Source organism: Sphingomonas sp. BGYR3, from assembly GCF_025153455.1.
Lineage (GTDB): Bacteria > Pseudomonadota > Alphaproteobacteria > Sphingomonadales > Sphingomonadaceae > Sphingomonas.
The window spans coordinates 1,888,021-1,907,031 of sequence record NZ_JANZNT010000001.1 but is presented as its reverse complement, the minus strand read 5'-3'; the positions used below and the strand labels follow the sequence as shown (position 1 = coordinate 1,907,031).

The 19,011-nt window shown below is 66.2% G+C and carries 18 protein-coding genes; 10 read left to right on the top strand and 8 right to left on the bottom strand.

Translation table 11 applies throughout. The features are described 5' to 3' along the window. The first annotated feature begins 42 nt into the window (after window positions 1–42). Window positions 43–1,821 carry an ATP-binding cassette domain-containing protein gene (locus NYR55_RS09025; protein ID WP_260020925.1) on the top strand — a complete coding sequence of 593 codons (1,779 nt, stop codon included), beginning with the start codon at window positions 43–45 and terminating at the stop codon, window positions 1,819–1,821. A gap of 7 nt (window positions 1,822–1,828) precedes the next feature. On the opposite strand, the gene NYR55_RS09020 is transcribed toward NYR55_RS09025, so the two are convergent. Next, window positions 1,829–2,521 carry an extensin family protein gene (locus NYR55_RS09020; protein ID WP_260020924.1) on the bottom strand — a complete coding sequence of 231 codons (693 nt, stop codon included), beginning with the start codon at window positions 2,519–2,521 and terminating at the stop codon, window positions 1,829–1,831. A gap of 98 nt (window positions 2,522–2,619) precedes the next feature. Here NYR55_RS09020 and NYR55_RS09015 point away from each other — a divergent pair, with 98 nt between their 5' ends. The 4 genes from NYR55_RS09015 to NYR55_RS09000 all read left to right on the top strand — a co-directional run bounded on the left by NYR55_RS09015 (window position 2,620) and on the right by NYR55_RS09000 (window position 7,580). Continuing rightward, the gene (locus tag NYR55_RS09015; protein ID WP_260020923.1) at window positions 2,620–3,495 is read left to right on the top strand and encodes an alpha/beta hydrolase; all 876 of its coding nucleotides are present in this window, start codon (window positions 2,620–2,622) and stop codon (window positions 3,493–3,495) included. An 81-nt stretch (window positions 3,496–3,576) separates the two neighbouring features. Beyond that, the gene (locus tag NYR55_RS09010; RefSeq protein ID WP_260020921.1) at window positions 3,577–4,734 is read left to right on the top strand and encodes a phosphoserine transaminase; all 1,158 of its coding nucleotides are present in this window, start codon (window positions 3,577–3,579) and stop codon (window positions 4,732–4,734) included. A 111-nt stretch (window positions 4,735–4,845) separates the two neighbouring features. After that, window positions 4,846–6,423, top strand: a complete 1,578-nt coding sequence (gene serA, locus NYR55_RS09005; RefSeq protein ID WP_260020919.1) for a phosphoglycerate dehydrogenase — start codon at window positions 4,846–4,848, stop codon at window positions 6,421–6,423. Between the two features lie 59 nt (window positions 6,424–6,482). After that, entirely contained in the window at window positions 6,483–7,580 is a 1,098-nt protein-coding gene (locus NYR55_RS09000; protein WP_260020918.1) for an ATP phosphoribosyltransferase regulatory subunit, read from the top strand. Here NYR55_RS09000 and NYR55_RS08995 read toward each other — a convergent pair whose 3' ends face one another. Then, the gene (locus NYR55_RS08995; RefSeq protein ID WP_260020917.1) at window positions 7,581–8,879 is read right to left on the bottom strand and encodes a protein-S-isoprenylcysteine O-methyltransferase; all 1,299 of its coding nucleotides are present in this window, start codon (window positions 8,877–8,879) and stop codon (window positions 7,581–7,583) included. 128 nt (window positions 8,880–9,007) lie between these two features. Here NYR55_RS08995 and NYR55_RS08990 point away from each other — a divergent pair, with 128 nt between their 5' ends. Then, window positions 9,008–10,915, top strand: coding sequence for a peptidase M61 (locus NYR55_RS08990; protein WP_260020916.1), 1,908 nt, complete (start codon window positions 9,008–9,010; stop codon window positions 10,913–10,915). Window positions 10,916–10,931: 16 nt separating this feature from the next. Then, complete coding sequence (gene ppa / locus NYR55_RS08985; RefSeq protein WP_260020915.1) at window positions 10,932–11,516, top strand: inorganic diphosphatase; 585 nt, start codon at window positions 10,932–10,934, stop codon at window positions 11,514–11,516. 66 nt (window positions 11,517–11,582) lie between these two features. Here the strand turns inward: ppa and NYR55_RS08980 are convergent, their stop codons facing one another. The 4 genes from NYR55_RS08980 to ispG all read right to left on the bottom strand — a co-directional run bounded on the left by NYR55_RS08980 (window position 11,583) and on the right by ispG (window position 14,648). Beyond that, window positions 11,583–11,903 (bottom strand): multidrug efflux SMR transporter, encoded by a 321-nt coding sequence (locus NYR55_RS08980; protein WP_260020914.1) that lies wholly within the window; start codon window positions 11,901–11,903, stop codon window positions 11,583–11,585. 3 nt (window positions 11,904–11,906) lie between these two features. After that, entirely contained in the window at window positions 11,907–12,383 is a 477-nt protein-coding gene (locus tag NYR55_RS08975) for a GNAT family N-acetyltransferase (protein WP_260020913.1), read from the bottom strand. Further along, on the bottom strand, window positions 12,380–13,279 hold the full coding sequence (locus NYR55_RS08970) for a DMT family transporter (RefSeq protein ID WP_260020912.1): 900 nt from the start codon (window positions 13,277–13,279) through the stop codon (window positions 12,380–12,382). The genes NYR55_RS08975 and NYR55_RS08970 overlap by 4 nt, the downstream gene beginning before the upstream one ends. A 247-nt stretch (window positions 13,280–13,526) precedes the next feature. After that, window positions 13,527–14,648 (bottom strand): flavodoxin-dependent (E)-4-hydroxy-3-methylbut-2-enyl-diphosphate synthase, encoded by a 1,122-nt coding sequence (gene ispG / locus NYR55_RS08965; protein WP_260020911.1) that lies wholly within the window; start codon window positions 14,646–14,648, stop codon window positions 13,527–13,529. 62 nt (window positions 14,649–14,710) lie between these two features. On the opposite strand from ispG, the gene NYR55_RS08960 reads away from it, so the two are divergent. Genes NYR55_RS08960 through NYR55_RS08950 form a run of 3 tightly spaced genes read left to right on the top strand, consistent with a single transcriptional unit; the run spans window position 14,711 to window position 17,839 of the window. Beyond that, the gene (locus NYR55_RS08960) at window positions 14,711–15,931 is read left to right on the top strand and encodes an acyltransferase family protein (protein WP_260020909.1); all 1,221 of its coding nucleotides are present in this window, start codon (window positions 14,711–14,713) and stop codon (window positions 15,929–15,931) included. 44 nt (window positions 15,932–15,975) lie between these two features. Next, window positions 15,976–16,926 carry an isoaspartyl peptidase/L-asparaginase gene (locus NYR55_RS08955; protein WP_260020908.1) on the top strand — a complete coding sequence of 317 codons (951 nt, stop codon included), beginning with the start codon at window positions 15,976–15,978 and terminating at the stop codon, window positions 16,924–16,926. 10 nt (window positions 16,927–16,936) lie between these two features. Beyond that, window positions 16,937–17,839 carry a S1/P1 nuclease gene (locus tag NYR55_RS08950; protein WP_260020907.1) on the top strand — a complete coding sequence of 301 codons (903 nt, stop codon included), beginning with the start codon at window positions 16,937–16,939 and terminating at the stop codon, window positions 17,837–17,839. 6 nt (window positions 17,840–17,845) lie between these two features. Here the strand turns inward: NYR55_RS08950 and NYR55_RS08945 are convergent, their stop codons facing one another. Continuing rightward, window positions 17,846–18,046: a toxin-antitoxin system HicB family antitoxin gene (locus NYR55_RS08945; protein ID WP_260020906.1), complete on the bottom strand. Its 201-nt coding sequence runs from the start codon at window positions 18,044–18,046 to the stop codon at window positions 17,846–17,848. Between the two features lie 9 nt (window positions 18,047–18,055). Continuing rightward, complete coding sequence (locus NYR55_RS08940) at window positions 18,056–18,949, bottom strand: SPFH domain-containing protein (RefSeq protein ID WP_260020905.1); 894 nt, start codon at window positions 18,947–18,949, stop codon at window positions 18,056–18,058. Window positions 18,950–19,011: the final 62 nt, after the last annotated feature.

Here is a 19,011-nt window from a genome sequence, read left to right as displayed (position 1 = left end):
CGGTGCTTGCCGCAGCGCCACAGTCCACCTAGGTGGCGCGGCATGGCGGCACCCATTCTGAGCTTTGAAAATCTGGGTCTGGTCCAGGGCAGCGGCTGGCTGTTCCAGGGGCTGAACCTCTATATCGGCGCGCGCGACCGGCTGGCGCTGATCGGGCGGAACGGCGCGGGCAAGACGACGCTGCTCAAGCTGTTGTCGGGCAAGATCGAGGCGGATGAGGGCAAGCGGGTGATCGTGCCGGGCACGCGCGTCATCCTGCTGGAACAGGATCCTTCGGTCGCTGGCCATGCGACGCTGATGGACTTTGCGCTGGCGGGTGCGGATGCGCCGGAGCGGCACGAGGTTGCGGCCATCGCTGACCAGCTGGGCATCGACATGGCGCGCGAGGCGGCGACCGCATCGGGCGGCGAGCGGCGGCGGGCGGCGATCGCCCGCGCGCTGGCGCAGGATCCCGACGTGCTGCTGCTGGACGAACCGACCAACCATCTGGATATCGCCGCCATCGAATGGCTGGAGGACTGGCTGACCCGGTTTCGCGGCGCGTTTGTCGTGATCAGCCACGACCGCACGTTCCTGACGCGCCTGACGCGCCAGACCTTCTGGCTGGACCGGGGGACCATGCGCCGTTCCGAAATCGGCTTTGGCGGGTTCGAGGCATGGACCGAACAGGTCGAGGCCGAGGAACAGCGCGCGGCCGAACGGCTGGATGCGCGGCTGAAGCTGGAGGAACACTGGCTGCAGCGCGGGGTCACCGGACGGCGGCGGCGCAACATGGGGCGGCTGAACAAGCTGATCGAGATGCGCGCCGAACGGGCGGCGATGACCGGGATGCAGGGCACGGCCGCACTTGCCGCATCGTCCGATGACAGCAAGACCAAGGTCGTGATCGACGCCAAGGGCGTGACCAAATCCTATGGCGACCGGGCGATCGTCCGGGATTTCAGCTTTCGGATCACGCGCGGCGACCGGATCGGCATTGTCGGGCGCAATGGCGCGGGCAAGTCCACGCTGATCAAGCTGCTGACCGGCGAAGTCGCGCCCGATGCGGGCGAGATCAAGCTGGCCAAGACCATCGACATGATCGTCATCGACCAGCAGCGCAGCAAGATGGCCCCGGACAAGACGGTGCGGGACGTGCTGGCCGATGGCGGCGAGTGGCTGGACGTGCGGGGCACGCGAAAGCACGTCCATGGCTATCTGAAGGAATTCCTGTTCCCGCCGGAAATGGTGGACGCGAAAGTCGGCACCCTGTCTGGCGGCGAACGGTCGCGTCTGTTGATGGCGCGCGAATTCGCCCGGCCCAGCAACCTTCTGGTGCTGGACGAGCCGACCAACGACCTGGACCTCGAAACGCTGGATCTGTTGCAGGACGTGATCGGCGATTATGAAGGCACCGTCCTGATCGTCAGCCATGACCGCGACTTTCTGGACCGCACGGTAACGGTCACTCTGGGCCTGGACGGCAGCGGCACCATCGATGCCGTGGTCGGTGGCTATGCGGACTGGGAGGCCAAGCGCCGCATCCGGCCAGAGGCGCGGAAGGCAGTGGCCAAGCCGGTCGAGGCCGCGCCGCCAAAACCGAAATCGGCCAAGCTGAGTTACAAGGATCAACGCGACTATGATCTCCTGCCCAAGCGGATCGAGGAACTGGATGCCGCCATCGCACGGGATGAGGCGGCGCTCGCTGATCCCAAGCTCTACACAGCCGATCCAAGGCGGTTTGCCGCGCTGACCGACGCCATCGCCAAGGCGCGGGACGAAAAGGACGCGGCCGAGATGCGGTGGCTGGAACTGGCCGAACAGGTCGAGGCTGCGGGCTGATCCCGCCTTACCGGCAAAAGCCGCGACCGCTCATGTCGAAATGGAAATGGTTGTAGTGCGCGGCATTGTAATCGGGGCTGAGCACCGTGGTGAACCGCTTGCACGCGCTTTCGTGGATCAGGCGCAGGAACCGGCGATCGCGTTCGTCCTGGCTGTTCCAGCCATCGGTCAGCGTCACCCGGCGCCCGTCGGACAGGGTAAAGCCGGCAATGTCGATGGCGTTGGCCAGCCCGTGCTGTGACACCCGTCCGCTGGCCGCAGGGCCATTACCCACGATCCCTCGGCAACTGAACGTGCCATAGGTTTCGATGCGTACTACCGCCTGACCATAAACGATCCGGGCCGCAGGCTGCACCGCATAGCGGGTCCAGGCGACGAACCGCTGGGCCAGCGGGCACCGGATCGCCTTCAGCCCGCTGGTCGGCAGGCCGTAATCGTCGAGCCGCACGGCACCTTCGACCAGGCAGCCGCTGCCGAAATCCTGATCGGGCAAGGGCGTGAAGCGGACGCCCGCCTGCGCCAGTTCGGCATGGCATTGCAGCGTGTCCGCTGTCGCGGGACGCCGCACGGTCACCGGCCCGCCGGCCCGCGGGCGGATGCGCTGTTGCGGGCGATCCTCCTCTCCACCCCCGCCGAACACGCATCCGGCCAGCATCAGGGGCAGGGCGAGCAGGGCGGGCAAGCGGACGCGAAATACCATGGCACCAGTCTAAAGCGGCACTGCGCCCGCGCAACCAGCCGCTTGACGAACCGCCGCCTGCGAGCGCTACCATGCAGCCGGACAGGAGGGGATGAACGATGATCCGATGGATGCTCGCGCTGGTGGCGCTGTTCTGTGGCGCGGCGGCGCTGGCGCAGGGCGCGCCGGCACCGGGCACGCGCATTCCGCTGTGGGAAAAGGGCGCGCCGGGATTCGAGGCTCGCGCCACGCTGCCGGAGGAATCGAAGGATTATTGGACCAAGTCGATCAACGCGCCGTCGGTCACCTATTTTCCCGCCCATCCGGAACGGCGCACCGGCGCGTCCGTCATCATCATGCCGGGCGGCGCGCACGAATTTCTGGTCATCACCACCGAGGGGGACGATGTCGCCCGCTGGTTTGCGCAGCGCGGCGTTGCCGCATTCGTCCTGCGCTACCGCCTGTTCCGGCAGAAGGATTCGCCCTACAGCTTCGCTAATGCGCGCGAGGATGCGGAGCGGGCCGTCCGCCTGGTCCGATCCCGAGCCGCCGAGTATTCCATCGCGCCAGACCGGATCGGCGTGATGGGATTTTCGGCGGGCGGTGAGCTGGCGCGGGTCACGCTGCTCAGCCCGCCGGTTCCCGCTCCAGGCGCAGCGGACGCGATCGACCGGCTGTCGGCACGGCCCGATTACGGCATCCTGGTGTTTCCCGGCCCGCTGAAGGGCGAGGAGGCGATCACCAAAGACGCGCCGCCGCTGCTGCTATCCGCCGCCAGCGACGACGCCTGCTGCTCACAGCCGGTGATTGACATCCTGACCGCCTACCGCGCGGCAGGGGCCTCGGCGGAACTGCACCTGTATGCGGCCGGGGGCCATGCCTATAACATGGGTGAGGCGACGCCGATGGTGTCGCTGCGCCACTGGCCGGAACGGATCACAGACTGGATGACCGACCGCGGGCTGCTTGCACCGCCGCCGCAACAAAAGCGTTGACAGGCAACTCAGTGCCTCTAGGGCGGTCGACGGGCCACGCGGTCCCAACGCCGCGCGTGCTCTCTGCAAGGAGAGACTGACATGACTGACCTGACTGCCGCCGGCGCAACCCTTGCGCCCGCCAAGCCCGCCACCCTTCCGGCGCGCCCCCATTTTTCCTCCGGTCCTTGTGCCAAGCCGCCCGGCTGGTCGCTCGACAAGCTGGCCGTCGATTCGCTCGGCCGTTCGCACCGGTCAAAGCTTGGCAAGCAGCGCCTGCAATACGCCATCGACCTGATGCGCGAGATGCTGCGCCTGCCCGACACCCACCGCATCGGCATCGTACCCGCATCCGACACCGGCGCCTATGAAATGGCGATGTGGACGATGCTGGGCGCACGGCCCGTCACCGCGCTGGCATGGGAAAGCTTTGGCGAAGGCTGGGTGACCGATGCGGTCAAGCAGCTGAAGCTCGATCCCACCGTCATCCGCGCCGATTACGGCCAGCTGCCCGATCTGAACGCGGTCGACTGGTCCACCGACGTCCTGTTCACCTGGAACGGCACGACCAGCGGCGTGCGCGTGCCGAACGCGGACTGGATCCCGGCCGACCGCGAGGGGCTGTCCTTTGCCGATTCGACAAGCGCGGTGTTCGCCTATGACATCGACTGGGACAAGATCGATGTGGCGACGTTCAGCTGGCAGAAGGTGCTGGGCGGTGAGGGCGCGCACGGCGTCCTGATCCTCGGCCCGCGCGCTGTGGAACGGCTGGAAACCTATACCCCCGCCTGGCCGCTGCCCAAGGTGTTCCGCCTGATGGCCAAGGGCAAGCTGGCCGAGGGCGTGTTCAAGGGCGAGACGATCAACACCCCGTCGATGCTGGCCGTCGAGGACGCGATCTTCGCGCTTGAATGGGCGAAATCGCTTGGCGGTCTTGAGGGGCTGATCGCGCGCAGCGATGCCAATGCCGCCGCGCTGGACCGGATCGTCGCGGAACGCGACTGGCTGGGCCATCTCGCCGCCGATTCCGCCACCCGTTCAAAGACCAGCGTCTGCCTGACGGTCGAGGGCGCGGACGAGGCATTCATCAAGCAGATGGCGAGCCTTCTGGAAAAGGAAGGCGCGGCATTCGACATCGCCGGATATCGCGATGCGCCCGCCGGCCTTCGCATCTGGTGCGGCGCCACGGTCGATACCGCCGATATCGAGGCGCTCGGCCCCTGGCTCGACTGGGCCTACGCGGCCGTCAAGGCAGCCTGAAACCCGCCCGCGCTCCCGCGAAAGCGGGGGCCCGGAGCGGCAAAGCCACTCCCTTTGAAACTCTGCGCTTCTGCTTTCGCAGCAGCACGCTCTCTTCCAAGGACCAATCCCATGCCCAAGGTTCTGATTTCCGACAAAATGTCCCCGCTCGCCGCCCAGATTTTCCGCGATCGCGGGGTCGAGGTGGACGAGATCACCGGCAAGACGCCCGATGAGCTTAAAGCGATCATCGGCGAATATGACGGCCTGGCCATCCGCTCCTCGACCAAGGTGACCAAGGACATTCTGGCCCATGCCACCAATCTGAAGGTCGTCGGCCGCGCCGGCATCGGCGTCGACAATGTCGACATTCCCGCCGCCAGCGCCGCCGGTGTCGTGGTGATGAACACGCCGTTCGGCAATTCGATCACCACCGCCGAACACGCCATCGCCCTGATGTTCGCGCTGGCCCGCCAGTTGCCGGAGGCGGACGCCAGCACGCAGGCGGGCAAGTGGGAAAAGAACCGCTTCATGGGCGTCGAGCTGACCGGCAAGACGCTGGGCCTGATCGGTGCGGGCAATATCGGTTCGATCGTCGCCGACCGTGCGCTGGGCCTGAAGATGAAGGTCGCCGCCTTCGATCCCTTCCTGTCGCCCGAGCGCGCGCTGGAAATCGGCGTGGACAAGGTGGAGCTGGACGAGCTGCTCGCCCGCGCCGATTTCATCACGCTGCACACGCCGCTGACCGATCAGACGCGCAACATCCTGTCGGCGGAAAACCTGGCCAAGACCAAGAAGGGCGTGCGGATCATCAACTGCGCGCGCGGCGGCCTGATCGACGAGGCCGCGCTGAAGGCGGGCCTGGATTCGGGCCATATCGCCGGCGCGGCGCTGGACGTGTTCGTCGAGGAACCGGCCAAGGCGCATCCGCTGTTCGGCACGCCCAATTTCGTCGCCACCCCGCATCTGGGCGCATCGACCAATGAGGCGCAGGTTAATGTCGCGTTGCAGGTGGCCGAACAGATGGCCGATTACCTGCTGACCGGCGGCGTCACCAACGCGCTGAACGTGCCCAGCCTGTCGGCGGAGGAAGCGCCCCGGCTGAAACCCTATATGGCGCTGGCCGAGCGGCTGGGCAGCCTGGTCGGCCAGCTGGCCCATGGCGGCGTGCCGCGCGTCTCCGTCCATGCCGAGGGCGCAGCGGCGGAACTGAACCTGAAACCGATGGTGTCGGCGGCGCTGGCCGGGTTCCTGCGCGTCCATTCCGACACGGTGAACATGGTCAATGCGCCGTTCCTGGTAAAGGAACGCGGGATCGAGGTGCGCGAGGTGCGCAACGAACGCGCGGGCGATTACAACAGCCTGGTGCGCGTGTCGGTCAAGACCGATGCCGGCGAGCGGTCGGTGGCGGGCACGTTGTTCAGCAACGCCGCACCGCGCCTGGTTGAGCTGTTCGGCATCAAGATCGAGGCCGATCTGGCCGGCGACATGCTGTACGTCGTCAACGAGGATGCGCCGGGGTTCATCGGTCGTCTGGGTTCGACGCTGGGCGAGGCGGGCGTCAACATCGGCACCTTCCACCTCGGTCGCCGCGAAGCGGGCGGCGAGGCGGTGCTGCTGCTGTCGGTCGACGAGGCAGTGACGCCGGAGCTGATCGCCCGCGTCCGCGCCCTGCCGGGCGTCAAGACGGCGATGGCGCTCAAGTTCTGAACGCAACCTTCGGGGGGCCGCTTGTGATGAGCGGCCCCTTCGACTAGCGGCTTGCAGCCATGACCGGATTGCTGCCCGAAGGATTTCACGACCGCCTGCCGCCGCTGGCCGATGCCGCGGCCCGGCTGGAGCGGCGCATCCTCGATACCGCCTTTGCCCATGGCTATGAGCAGGTCGATCCGCCACTGGCGGAGTTTGCCGACACGCTCGGCCAGCGGCTCAAGGCATCCAGCCTGAAGGACGCGGTCCGCTTCGTCGATCCCGTGTCGCAGCGCACCCTGGCCATCCGTCCCGACATCACGGCACAGGTCGGCCGCATCGCCGCCAGCCGGATGGCGCACCATCCGCGCCCCGTCCGCCTGTCCTATGCCGGGCCGGTGCTGAAGCTGCGCGCGGGTCAACTCGCGCCCGATCGCGCGCTGCGTCAGATCGGTGCAGAGCTGATCGGCCTCGATTCGGTCAGCGCCGCCCGCGAAGTGGTGGGTGTGGCGGTCGAGGCGCTGACGGCCGCCGGGCTGACCGGATTGTCCATCGATTTCACGCTGCCCGACCTGGTCGAGACGCTGGCCGGCGACTGGCTGTCGCCTGCGCAGCTGGCGGCGCTCAACGAGCGGCTGGATGCAAAGGATCACGCGGGCGTCGCGGCGATCGCGCCCGATTATCTGCCGCTGATCGAGGCGGCGGGGCCGTTCGGGCGCGCGATCGAGCGGCTGGCCGCATGGGATGCCACTGGCGCGCTGGCCAGCCGGATCGACGGGCTGCGCGCGCTGGCCGACGGCATTGGCGGGCAGGTTTCCCTGACGCTGGACCCGACTGAGCGGCATGGGTTCGAATATCAAAGCTGGCTGGGCTTTTCGATCTTTGCCGCCGGGGTGCGCGGCGAGATCGGCCGGGGCGGCGCCTATGTCGTGATGCACGATGGCGGCATTGCCGAACCGGCCATCGGCTTTTCGCTCTATGCCGATCCGATCCTTGAGGCGGGACTGGCGGTTGCCGAGCGCCGCCGCCTGTTCCTGCCCATCGGCACCGATGCCGGTCTGGCGGCGCGGTTGCGCGCCGAGGGCTGGGTCACGGTTGCCCAGCTGCACGACGGCGACACGCCGCAGGCGCAGCTGTGCAGCCATGTGCTGACGGACGGGACGCCTCGCCAGATCTGATCAAAGGCGCGTCGCCGCAACCCGGCGGATGGCGGCAAAGAAGCGCGGGACCGGCCCGTTGCGGGTCATCCAGTCGCTATAGGCCTGATAGTCGGGATCGGCGCCCAGGTGCTTTTCCTCGGTTTTCGCGCGCCAGAAATAAACGCCCGTCACCGCCGCCATCAGCACCGTGTTGCGGATCGCATCGGACCAGCTGTTCGTCGTCGTCAGGAATGGCAGCGTGGCGATCCACCAGAACAGGTTCTTGGACACATAGGCGGGATGCCGGGTCCAGGCATAGGGACCGTGGGTCAGGATGCCGCGATGCGTCAGGTTTGAAAACCGGATGCCGAACGCGATCGTCGCCCAGGCATAAATGGCGGTCAGCGCGACCAGCACTGCACCGAACCCGGCCATGACCGCCGGATAATCGCGCAGCCAGAACGTCCATTCCGACGTGCCGGGATGATAGTCCAGCGGCCCGCCATTGCCCATCAGCGCGAACGGGGGATAGCAGATCAGCGCCGACACCCATCCGGCCGTATAGGGCGTGGCCGACCGGATATGCGCGTCCAGCGGCTTCATCGTCAGGATATAGCCCGATGTGGCGAACGCGACGTCGACCATGAACATGACGGTGATCAGAAAGCGCGCCAGCATCACCGGATCGCCCAGCAGCATCGACCGGTCCCATCGGATCACCTCGCCAAATCCGCCCGGCACGATGGCGAGCATGAAGGCCAGGAAAAACCCCTTCACCGCCCATGCCCGCAAATGGCCGTAAATGGCCTCCCGGTCGATCGGCTCATCCAGGTTCATCAGCCACGCGCCAAGGTGCCAGGGGCCGTCGCGCGGTTCGACCAGGTGGCGGTCGATCCACAGGACATAGGGGATGGACAGCGCGAACAGCCACGGCGCCGCCATCTGGAAACACCACATGGCGAACTGGTAATTGCCCTGCCAGTAAAAGCGGGCAACGGCATAGACACCGGCGATCGCGGCCCAGGTGAGCCACAGGCCGACCAGCTTGGTAATGCTGGTGTCGATGCTGTCCTTAAGCGGCCGCTTCAGCGACCAGTCGATCCCGGTCGACGGGTTGCGGTGCACCTTGTCGACCAGCACCGACCACAGGACCATGGGCACGCCCGCCGCCGCGACATTGACCAGCGCAGCGAATGGCCCGTCCATGCCCAGCCACAGGGCCAGCGCCAGCCATGCCGTCATCCCGGCCAGCCCGGCAAGCCCGACGCCGTGCGACACGGCCGATCGCGGCCGCGGATCGGCATCCGTGCGCGGGGCGAGGGCGGCGTCGTGATACATCCACGCCCGATTAGCGCGGCAATGGTAAGCAAGCCGTGAAGGATGATTGCTGATTGGGCTGGACGAGCGGCCGATGCGGCGCTTTACTGCACTGCACCACATCGATTTGCCGAAAGGTCTCCCGCCCGATGAACCGTCCTCTCGCGCTTGGCGCGCTGCTGCTTGCCACCACTGCGCCCGCGCTTGCCCAGAACAGCAAGCCGCAGCCGCTGCCGATCGTCGACAAGGTGCCGGCCGCGCGCGACGTGCAATATCCCGGCACGCTGAAGCTGGAGATCGACGCGACCAACGTGGCGCAGGGGATCTTTACCGTTAAGGAGACGATCCCCGTTGCCAAGGCCGGGCCGATGACCCTGCTGTTCCCCGAATGGCTGCCCGGTGCCCATGCGCCGCGCGGGCAGATCGAAAAGCTGACCGGCCTGGTCTTTACCGGCAATGGCAAGGTGATCCCGTGGAAGCGCGACGTGCTGGACATGAACGCGTTCCACCTGGACATCCCGGCCGGCGTCCGCTCGGTCGAGGCGCGGTTCCAGTTCGCCTCTGCGACGCAGGGCAATCAGGGGCGGATCGTGATGGCGCCCAAGATGCTGAACCTTCAGCCCAATTCGATGAGCCTGTATCCCGCCGGCTATTTCACGCGGAACATCCCGGTCAGCATGACCGTGACCTATCCCGACGGCTGGACCGCGCGGTCCGGCCTGCCCGCCACCAATCGCGGGTCGGTCTACAGCTATCAGACGACCGATTACGACACGCTGGTCGACAGCCCGGTCTTTGCCGGCGCCTATTTCAAGGAATGGGCCTTGTCCGACCGCGTTGACCTCAACGTCTTTGCCGACAATCCCAAGGAGCTGGAGGCCAAGCCGGAGCATATCGAGGCGCACAAGCGGCTGGTGGAACAGGGCGTGAAGCTGTTCGGCGCGCAGCATTACGACAAGTATGAATTCCTGTTCGCCATCACCGACGAAATGGGCGGGATCGGCCTTGAGCATCACCGCAGCTCCGAAAACGGCGTCGGTCCCGGCTATTTCACCGACTGGGACAAGGGGCCGGGCAGCCGCAACCTGTTGCCGCACGAATATACCCATAGCTGGAACGGCAAGTTCCGCCGCGGGGCCGATCTGTGGACACCGGATTTCCGCTATCCGATGCGCGACAGCCTGCTCTGGGTGTATGAAGGGCAGACGCAATTCTGGGGCTATGTCCTTCAGGCGCGCTCCGGCATTGTCGGCAAGCAGGATACGCTGGACATGCTGGCCAACATTGCCGCAACGCTCGACACGCGCGCGGGCCGCACCTGGCGTCCGCTGATCGACACGACGAACGATCCCATCATCTCCGCCCGCCGGCCAAAGGGCTGGACCAGCTGGCAGCGGAGCGAGGATTACTACAATGAAGGCCTGCTGATCTGGCTTGAGGTCGATGCCAAGCTGCGCGAGCTGTCGGGCGGCAGCAAGTCGATGGACGATTTCGCCAAGGCGTTTTTCGGCATCAATGACGGCGACTGGGGCGTCGTCACCTACACGTTCGACGATGTCGTCCGCATCCTGAACGGCATTCAGCCCTTTGACTGGTCAAAGCATCTGAAGGCGCGGACCGAACTGGTCAGCCAGGGCGCGCCGCTGGGCGGGTTCACCGGCAACGGCTACAAGCTGGTGTACAGCGAAGAGCCGACCGCCTTCCTGAAGGGGTCGGAGGCCAAGGCCGGCGGGGTCAACCTCACCTATTCGCTGGGCCTGACCGTCGGCAAGGACGGCACGATCAGCGGCGTCGACTGGGGCAGCCCCGCGTTCAAGGCCGGACTTGCGGTGGGCGGCACCGTGACTGCGGTGGGCGGCGAGGCATATACCCCCGACCAGTTGAAGACGGCGGTGAAGGCTGCGAAGGGCGGACGCGAGCCGATCCGGTTGCTGGTCAAATATGGCACGCATTTCCGGGAGGCCGCCATCGACTATCACGATGGGCTGCGCTATCCGCGCCTCGAAAAGACTGGCGCGGGAGAAAACGGCCTCGACCGGCTGCTCAGCGCCAAATAGCCAAGGGGAAAGAGCAATGCGTATCGACATGGTGCCGGTCGGCAATGATCCGCCGAACAGCCTGAACGTCATCATCGAAGTGCCGACCGGCGGCGAGCCGGTGAAATATGAGTTCGACAAGGCGTCGGGTGCGCTGTTTGTCGATCGCATCCTGCACACGCCGATGCGCTATCCGGCCAATTACGGGTTCGTGCCGCACACGCTGTCGCCGGACGGCGATCCGCTGGACGCGCTGGTCATCGCCCGCTCGCCCTTCGTCCCCGGCTGCGTTGTTGCGGCCCGCCCCATCGCGGTCCTGAACCTGGAAGACGAAGCGGGCGGCGATGAAAAGCTGATCTGCGTGCCGCACGACACCGTCTTTCCCTATTATTCCAACGTGATGGAAAAGGACGATCTGCCCGGTATCGTGATGGAGCAGATCGAGCATTTCTTCACCCACTACAAGGACCTGGAAAAGAAGAAGTGGGTCCGCGTCGGCACCTGGGGCGGGGCGGAAGATGCGCGCCGCATCACGCTTGAAGCCATCGAACGCTACAAGCAGGACAAGGAGGCTGCGGCCGAATCCGTCGATCAGACCGGCGTCGAAACCGCTCAGGGCTGAACCTTTCAAGCGGTTTGAAATGGGGCCGGTGCACCGATGGTGTGCCGGCCCCTTTGCTGTCCGGCCCTATTTGCCCGCCGTCAGCTTCAGCCCGACGATGCAGCCGATCAGCGCGAGCATCAGGAGCAGCCGCACCGGCGTTGCGCTTTCGCCATAGGCAAGGATGCCGACCAGGATCGTGCCGAGCGCGCCGATCCCGACCCAGACGGTATAGGCCGTGCCCATGGGAATCGTGCGCGCCGCGATTTCCAGCAGCAGCATCGACAAAGTGACGCTGACCAGAAAGGCGATCGTCCAGGGGATGCTGCGAAAGCCATCGACGTGGCGAAGGCTGGTGGTGAAGCCCACCTCGAACAATCCGCCCAGGATCAGCCAGACCCATGCCATCCTTCAGCCCCCCGCCGCCAGCCGCGCCAGCGCATCGCCGCTGACCCGCTGCACCGTCCATTCGTCCATGCCGACCGCGCCCATCGCCCGGTAAAAATCGATCGCCGGCTGGTTCCAGTCGAGCACCGCCCATTCAAACCGGGCACAGCCGCGTTCCAGCGCGATCCGCGCACACGCCTTCAGCAGCGCCTTGCCCGCGCCCGATCCGCGCACGGCGGGCGTGACGTACAGGTCCTCAAGATACAGGCCGCGACGCCCCTCCCAGGTCGAGAAATTGTGGAAGAACAGCGCAAAGCCCACCGGCTCGCCAGCCACCTCGGCGATCAGCGCCTCGGCCGCGGGGCGTTCGCCGAACAGCGCATCAGTCATCATCGCATCGTCGGCCTTTACGGCATCGGGCTCACGCTCATATTCGGCAAGTTCGCGCACGAAGCGCAGGATCGTGCCCACATCGCCCGATACTGCCGCACGTACGTTCATATCGCCGCCTCCACGCCTTTGCCGGTCTTGCTGCGCGCCGCCAGGATGCACCCCGCAACGATCAGCCCGGCGCCCGCCACCGTCCATGGCGACACGACCTCTGCGAACACCAGCCAGCCGAGCAGCGCCGCCCAGGCAAAGGCGGTATATTCCACCGGCGCCAGATAGCTGGCATCGGCGCGGGCATAGGCCCAGGCCAGCGCCTGGATCGACACCAGCGCCAGCACGGCCGCTGCCGCGATCCACCCCGTGCCACCCAATCCCGCCATCGGCGTCAGCGCGACGAACGGCGTCGCCGCCAGATAGCAGAGGAAAAAGACGAAATTTGTGGCAAAGGCGACCTCCAGCGGGCTTGCCGACTGGGCCTGCACGCGCAGCATGACATTGGATGCGCCGTACAGCATGGCCGCGATCAGGATGGCAACGGCGCCGCGAAACGCGTCCGGCCCCATTTCCGCCTGCGCCTGTCCGATCAGGATGACGCCGACCCCGGCAAAGGCGGTGACCGAACCGATGATGGCAGCCCGCCCGACCTGTTCCTTCAGCACAAGGGCGGCCAGCCCGATGGCGACCAGCGGCGAGATAAAGGCAAGCGCAATGCCCTGTGCCAGCGGCACCCGCGTCAGGCCCCAGAAAAACAGGACGATGGACAATGCGCCGAAACTGCCCCGGATCAGGTGGAGCCGCATGGCCCGCCATCCGGGCAACCGCCCGCCCCCGCCGAAAAAGATCGCACCGCCCAGGACAGAGCCGAGCAGGGATCGCCAGAACATCGCGCTATAGGCACCGATGGCGATGCTCTGCGCCTTCATGATCGCATCCATGCCGGAAAACAGGGCGATGCCGACACAGCCCATGGCAAAGGCAATGATGGGGGCAGTGGCGGGGCGGGTCATGCCCCGCGCTTGAAGGGGCCCGCCCCCGGCGTCAACCGCCGCGCTCGTCCGCCAGTCGTCTGTCCAGCCGCGCCTCGGCGGCATCGGCAAAGCGGCGGCACGCGCCCGCATCGATCATCGGATGCGGGACCGGCCGTTCCGCAATGCTTTCATCGCCGCCAGCAACCGGTCGTCGGGGGCGTGCGCGGCAACCGGCAGCGCAGCCGCCAGGATCGCCAGCGCAGCAGTAGCACCCCGCAACACAGGGTTATTCCGCAGCAACGGCGGGCGCGCTCGACGCCTCGATCTCCGCTGCCTTTGCCTCGACCAGCTTGACGATATGGTCCAGCATGTCCGCGCTTTCGACCGTGTGGTCGGTGACGCCCGACAGATACACCATATGCTTGCCATTGCCGCCGCCGGTCAGGCCGATGTCGGTTTCCCGCGCCTCGCCCGGTCCGTTGACCACGCAGCCCAGCACCGACAGCGACATGGGCGTGCGGATGTGCTGAAGCCGTTCCTCCAGCGCCTGAACCGTGCGGATCACGTCGAACCCCTGCCGCGCGCAGCTGGGGCAGGACACGACTCGGACACCCCGGTTGCGGATGCCCAGCGCCTTCAGGATCTCGAACCCGACGCGCACTTCGTCCTCCGGCTCGGCCGACAGCGATACGCGAATGGTATCGCCGATCCCGAACCACAGCAGCGAGCCGATGCCGATCGCGCTCTTCACCGTCCCGCCGACGAAGCCGCCCGCCTCGGTAATGCCCAGATGCAGCGGGCAATCCACCGCCTCTGCCAGCTGCTGATAGGCGGCGACGGCCAGAAACACGTCCGACGCCTTCACCGCCACCTTGTAGTCGTGGAAATCATGGTCCTGCAGCAGCTTGATATGATCGAGCGCGCTTTCGACCAGCGCCTCCGGGCACGGCTCGCCATATTTTTCCAGCAGGTCCTTTTCCAGGCTGCCGGCGTTCACGCCGATGCGGATCGCACAGCCATTGGCCTTGGCCGCGTTCACCACTTCGCGCACCCGGTCGGCGCTGCCGATATTGCCGGGATTGATGCGCAGACAGGCTGCCCCTGCATCGGCCGCTTCCAGCGCGCGCTTGTAGTGGAAATGGATGTCCGCGACGATCGGCACGCGGGATGCGCGAACGATCTGTTTCAGCGCGGTGCTGCTTTCCACGTCCGGCACGGACACGCGGATGATGTCCACGCCCGCCTCTTCGCACCGGCGAATCTGATCGACCGTCGCCTTCACATCGGTGGTCGGCGTGTTCGTCATGGTCTGCACCGTTACCGGCGCGTCGCCGCCCACGGGGACATTGCCGACCATGATCTGGCGGCAGGGGCGTCGCGCGATATCGCGCCATGGACGGACAGACATGAAGATTTCCCGGATAAGAAGGCAGCTTTCGTTCGCGCCGCTATACCCGTAAGGCGGGCGGCATGAAAGACGGTGGTGCGGGCGCGGCGCGACGGGCGCGGGTAACGGATCCGGTCGCGCGGCACCATGGCATGGACTGGCTGCGCATCGGCGCGTTCGCCATCCTGATCCTCTATCATATCGGCATGGTCTATGTGCCCTGGGGCTTTCACGTGAAGTCGCCATCGGGTGCGGACTGGACGACCATTCCGATGCTGGCCGTCAACGCATGGCGGCTCGGCCTGTTGTTCGTCGTGTCCGGCTATGCCAGCCGCGCGCTCCTGGAACGGTCGAGCAGCATCGCCAGCTTTACCGGCAACCGGACGTTGCGCCTGATCCTGCCGCTGTTGTTCGGCGTGATCGTCATCGTGCCGCCCCAGCCCTGGGTCGAGCTGGTGACGAAATTCGGCTATCCGCAAGGCTACTGGCATTTCTGGACCACGGACTACTTCCGGTTCGGGAAACTGTTCGGCCTGGTCCTGCCGACCTGGAACCATCTGTGGTTCATCGTCTATCTGTGGGTGTACACGCTGCTGCTGGCGCTGATCGTCCTGCTGCCCGGCGGCGGACGAGCGCAGCGATTGTTCGACCTGGCCATGAGCCTTGGCGGCGGAATGGGTGTCGTGCTGATCCCGCTGGGCTGGCTGCTGTGCGTCCACGTCCTGTGGTTCCCGTTCCGGGGGGAAACGCACGCCCTGTTCGACGATTACATCGCGCATCTGATGTATCTGCCCGGCTTCATGTTCGGTTTTGCTCTGGCGCGGTCCGGCCAGGCGATGGCCGGCATCCGGCGCTGGTGGCCGGTGACGGCGGCGGTCGCTGCGCTGGCCTATGGCTTCAAGGTCTATGCCGAGCTTGCCTGGCCCGGCGACATGCCGGTGCCGGACGCGTTCATCGCCCCCTATGCCGCCGCCCATGCCACCCAGCAATGGTGCGCAATCGTGGCGATGATCGGCATCGCGGAACGGTTCTGGAACCGGGATCATCCCATCCGGCCGATGCTGACCGAGGCTGTTTTCCCCTTTTACCTGATCCATCAGACGATCATCATCGTCGCGATCTTCTGGCTGGTGCCGCTGGCCCTGCCGGGATGGGCGGAGTTTCTGGCGACGGTCGCGGTGACCGTCGCCGGATGCTGGCTTTTCTATGGGGTGGGACGCACGCTGCCTTGGCTGCGTCCGCTGATCGGTCTGCGTCGAAAGCGGCCGCACCTGCCGATGCCCCGCCCGGTGGCCGCAGTCTGATGGAGTGGATGATGCGCCTGTTGTTGCTGATTGGAGTATGGATCATGTCTGCCCCCGCCGCTGCCCAGGAATCGCCCCGCTGGACGATTGTCATCCATGGCGGGGCGGGGGTGATCGAACGCGACAAGATGACGCCCGAGCGCGAGGCGGCGGCTCGTGCCGGGCTGAATGCCGCGCTGGACGCCGGGTCCAAAGTGCTGGATGCGGGCGGCAGCGCGCTGGACGCGGTGGAGGCCGCCGTCCGCGTGCTGGAGGATGACCCGAACTTCAACGCCGGGCGCGGGGCCGTGTTCACCTACGAGGGCACGAACGAGCTGGACGCGGCGATCATGGACGGCGCGACCCGCGCGGCAGGCGCGGTCGCCGGCGTCACCGCGACGAAAAACCCCATCGGTCTTGCCCGCCGCGTCATGGAGGCCAGCCCCCATGTCATGCTGGCGGGCAAGGGGGCCGATACCTTCAGCCGCGAACAGGGGCTGGAACAGGCCGGACCCGAATGGTTCGCCACCGACGAACGACGCCAGCAGCTTGAAAAGATGAAGGCGCAAAAGACCAGCTGGTTCGATGTCGACATGAAATACGGCACCGTCGGCGCGGTCGCCCGCGACGCCCAGGGCCATGTCGCCGCCGCCACCTCGACCGGCGGGGTGACCGGCAAGCGATGGGGCCGGGTCGGCGATTCACCGCTGATCGGCGCAGGTACCTATGCCGACGATCGCGCCTGCGCCGTATCGGCCACCGGGGCGGGCGAGTTTTTCATCCGTGAAGGCGTTGCCCATGAAATCTGTGCGCGCGTCCGATTCGCCGGAGATACGCTGAAACAGGCCGCCGACACCGTGATGGCCGAAACGCGCGCGCTGGGCGGCACCGGCGGGGTGATCGTCACCGGCCCGTCGGGCGAGATCGCCTGGAGCTTCAACACCCCCGGCATGTATCGCGGCAGCGCGGCGGCTGGCGGCGAACGGACAGTCGCAATTTATGGCGACGAGCGATAAGGGGGCGGCCATGATTCGCGCCCTCGCCTCGCTCATCCTCGCCATTGCGCTCGTGCTGCCGCAATCAGCGGACGCCTATGGCTTTTACGCTCATGGCCGCATTTCGCGGCTGGCCATGCTGAACGTAAAGCCGCAGACGCGAGCGGCGGTGATGGCCATGCTTCGGCAACAGGCGCTGATCGAAACGCCCGAATGCCGGGTTGATTCGGTCGAGGAAGCGGGGGCCTGGGCCGATTGCGCCCGCGGGCTGGGCGCGCGGTTTCAGTACACCGCGTCCTGGCACTATCAGAATGTCGATGTCTGCAAGCCCTTCGACCTCGCTTCGGCGTGCAAGGACGGCAACTGCGTCTCGGCTCAGGTCGACCGCAACGTCAAACTGCTTCAGGACCGCGCGACGCCCCGGCGCGAAAAGATCATGGCGCTGCTCTTCCTCATGCATTTCGTCGAGGATCTGCACATGCCGCTGCACGCCGGCGACCGTGCGGACCGGGGCGGCAACGATGTCCGCTCCAGCTATGGCGACTATGTCAGCGAACGGCTGAACCTGCACAGCATCTGGGACGGGGCGCTGGCTGAACGCGCGATCACAACTCCGCCAGAAATCATCCGCCCCTATTCGCCGCGGGAACGCGCCGCGCTCAGCGGCGGGACGACGCTGGACTGGAGCCGGGAGGCGTGGGCCGTCAGCCGCGACGTCGCCTATGCCGGCGCGCTGGGCGACCCATGCGGGGCAAAGCCGGACGGCCGGGTCACGCTGACCAGCGAAGCCATCGCCGCCGCCGTTCCGGCCGCGCAGCTTCAGGCCCAGCGGGCTGGCCTGCGCCTTGCCCGCCTGCTCGATGAATCCTTTGATCCCGCCAACGCGTTCGACAGCGCCGCCCAGCGCCGCGAACGGCGTCGGCCCCGCGACTGACGCAGCCTAGTCCGCGTCTTTTGGCGGCCTGCCGCGCCGGGCGCGTTCCGGTTCGGCCAGCTTGATGCCGCGCCGCGCCAGCGCCTCGCGCAGCAGGCACTCGACCTGCGCGTTGACGCTGCGCAGGTCGCCCGCCGCCGATCGCTCGATCGCGGCGTACAGCACCGGATCGAGCCGAAGCGGAAAGGCTTTTTTCGGCGGCGCCATCGCCCGTGCTTACTGGTACAGCGACCCGGCGTTGACCACCGGCTGCGTATCGCGTTCGGCGCACAGCACGACCATCAGGTTCGATACCATCGCCGCTCGCCGTTCGTCGTCCAGCTCGACCACATTCTTGGCCGACAGCTGTTCCAGCGCGAGTTCGACCATGCCGACCGCGCCCTCGACCAGCTTCATGCGGGCGGCGATCACTGCCTCTGCCTGTTGCCGACGCAGCATGGCCTGGGCGATTTCCTGCGCATAGGCCAGGTGGGTCAGGCGGCATTCGTCGATGCGCACGCCGGCCATCGCCACCCGGTCCTGCAATTCGACCTGCAATTCGTTGCTGATCGTGTCGGCATCGCCGCGCAGCGTCACCTGTTCCGATTCGAAATCGTCATAGGGATAGCGGCTGCCGATCGCGCGGACCGCGCTTTCGATCTGCACGTTCACGAACACCTTGTAATCATCCACATCGAACAGCGCCTGCGCCGTATCGGCCACGCGCCAGACGACGTTGGATGCAATCTCGATCGGATTGCCACGCTGATCGTTCACCTTGATCCGCTCGGACGTGACATTGTGAATGCGAACCGACACCTTTTTCTTGGTCATCCACGGCCATGTCCAGCGCAGGCCCGTTGTACGATCGGTGCCCTTGTAATCGCCGAACAACAGGATCGCCGCCGCCTGATTTGGTTGCAGCAGATAGAAGCCGCATGCCCAGAACAGGAACAGCGTCGCACCGATCGCAACGATCAGCACCCGTGCGCCCTTTGCCTCCACCGCGGCGATGCCCAGCACCGTCGCGGTCGCCAGCACCAGCAGCACGAGCAGATGGACGTATCCGCTCATCGTCTGCGCCGGCCGCTCCAGACTGCGGTTCAGCGCGCCCACCCCTTGATCAACCATCACGACCTCCCGATAAATTATGATATCACTTTAATATCATCTTTGAAGGTCGGCAAGCGGAT

Coding starts and splice junctions, on each gene's coding strand:
- NYR55_RS09025 (WP_260020925.1), top strand. CDS start 43: ATGGCGGCACCCATTCTGAGCTTTGAAAATCTGGGTCTGGTCCAGGGC.
- NYR55_RS09020 (WP_260020924.1), bottom strand. CDS start 2,521: ATGGTATTTCGCGTCCGCTTGCCCGCCCTGCTCGCCCTGCCCCTGATG.
- NYR55_RS09015 (WP_260020923.1), top strand. CDS start 2,620: ATGATCCGATGGATGCTCGCGCTGGTGGCGCTGTTCTGTGGCGCGGCG.
- NYR55_RS09010 (WP_260020921.1), top strand. CDS start 3,577: ATGACTGACCTGACTGCCGCCGGCGCAACCCTTGCGCCCGCCAAGCCC.
- serA (WP_260020919.1), top strand. CDS start 4,846: ATGCCCAAGGTTCTGATTTCCGACAAAATGTCCCCGCTCGCCGCCCAG.
- NYR55_RS09000 (WP_260020918.1), top strand. CDS start 6,483: ATGACCGGATTGCTGCCCGAAGGATTTCACGACCGCCTGCCGCCGCTG.
- NYR55_RS08995 (WP_260020917.1), bottom strand. CDS start 8,879: ATGTATCACGACGCCGCCCTCGCCCCGCGCACGGATGCCGATCCGCGG.
- NYR55_RS08990 (WP_260020916.1), top strand. CDS start 9,008: ATGAACCGTCCTCTCGCGCTTGGCGCGCTGCTGCTTGCCACCACTGCG.
- ppa (WP_260020915.1), top strand. CDS start 10,932: ATGCGTATCGACATGGTGCCGGTCGGCAATGATCCGCCGAACAGCCTG.
- NYR55_RS08980 (WP_260020914.1), bottom strand. CDS start 11,903: ATGGCATGGGTCTGGCTGATCCTGGGCGGATTGTTCGAGGTGGGCTTC.
- NYR55_RS08975 (WP_260020913.1), bottom strand. CDS start 12,383: ATGAACGTACGTGCGGCAGTATCGGGCGATGTGGGCACGATCCTGCGC.
- NYR55_RS08970 (WP_260020912.1), bottom strand. CDS start 13,279: ATGACCCGCCCCGCCACTGCCCCCATCATTGCCTTTGCCATGGGCTGT.
- ispG (WP_260020911.1), bottom strand. CDS start 14,648: ATGTCTGTCCGTCCATGGCGCGATATCGCGCGACGCCCCTGCCGCCAG.
- NYR55_RS08960 (WP_260020909.1), top strand. CDS start 14,711: ATGAAAGACGGTGGTGCGGGCGCGGCGCGACGGGCGCGGGTAACGGAT.
- NYR55_RS08955 (WP_260020908.1), top strand. CDS start 15,976: ATGTCTGCCCCCGCCGCTGCCCAGGAATCGCCCCGCTGGACGATTGTC.
- NYR55_RS08950 (WP_260020907.1), top strand. CDS start 16,937: ATGATTCGCGCCCTCGCCTCGCTCATCCTCGCCATTGCGCTCGTGCTG.
- NYR55_RS08945 (WP_260020906.1), bottom strand. CDS start 18,046: ATGGCGCCGCCGAAAAAAGCCTTTCCGCTTCGGCTCGATCCGGTGCTG.
- NYR55_RS08940 (WP_260020905.1), bottom strand. CDS start 18,949: ATGGTTGATCAAGGGGTGGGCGCGCTGAACCGCAGTCTGGAGCGGCCG.